Origin of the sequence: Deinococcus pimensis DSM 21231 (assembly GCF_000519345.1) — a bacterium.
GTDB lineage: Bacteria > Deinococcota > Deinococci > Deinococcales > Deinococcaceae > Deinococcus_A > Deinococcus_A pimensis.
Genome location: NZ_KI912679.1, coordinates 1 through 292 on the forward strand (window position 1 = coordinate 1; position 292 = coordinate 292).

Consider the following 292-nt stretch of genomic DNA (forward strand, 5'->3'; position numbering starts at 1 on the left):
ACTGCGGCGTGACGGAGTGGCTGCTGCCCCCGAACCGGCGCATGGCGGGCGCCCTCGCGGACGCGGGCGTGCGGCACCAGTACCGGGAGTACGCCAGCGGGCACAACTGGGTGACGTGGCGCGCGGCCCTGCCGGAGGCGCTGCTGTACGTCCTCGGTGAGGACGCGCCGAACCTCTCATAAACCGGGGGCGCTCAGCCTGAACAATACGTGAAGATGCCCCGACCGAAGAACACCGCCGTGACCGCACGCGTCCTGGCCGCCCTGCTGGCGATCTCGCTCGCGGGCAGCGC

General features: G+C 71.9%; 1 protein-coding gene. It reads left to right on the forward strand.

The genetic code is table 11. The annotated features are described in order from the left end of the window. Nucleotides 1-182, forward strand: a 182-nt coding sequence (locus DEIPI_RS34915) for an alpha/beta hydrolase-fold protein (RefSeq protein ID WP_045235278.1), incomplete at its 5' end; no start/stop codon positions are given. Nucleotides 183-292: the final 110 nt, after the last annotated feature.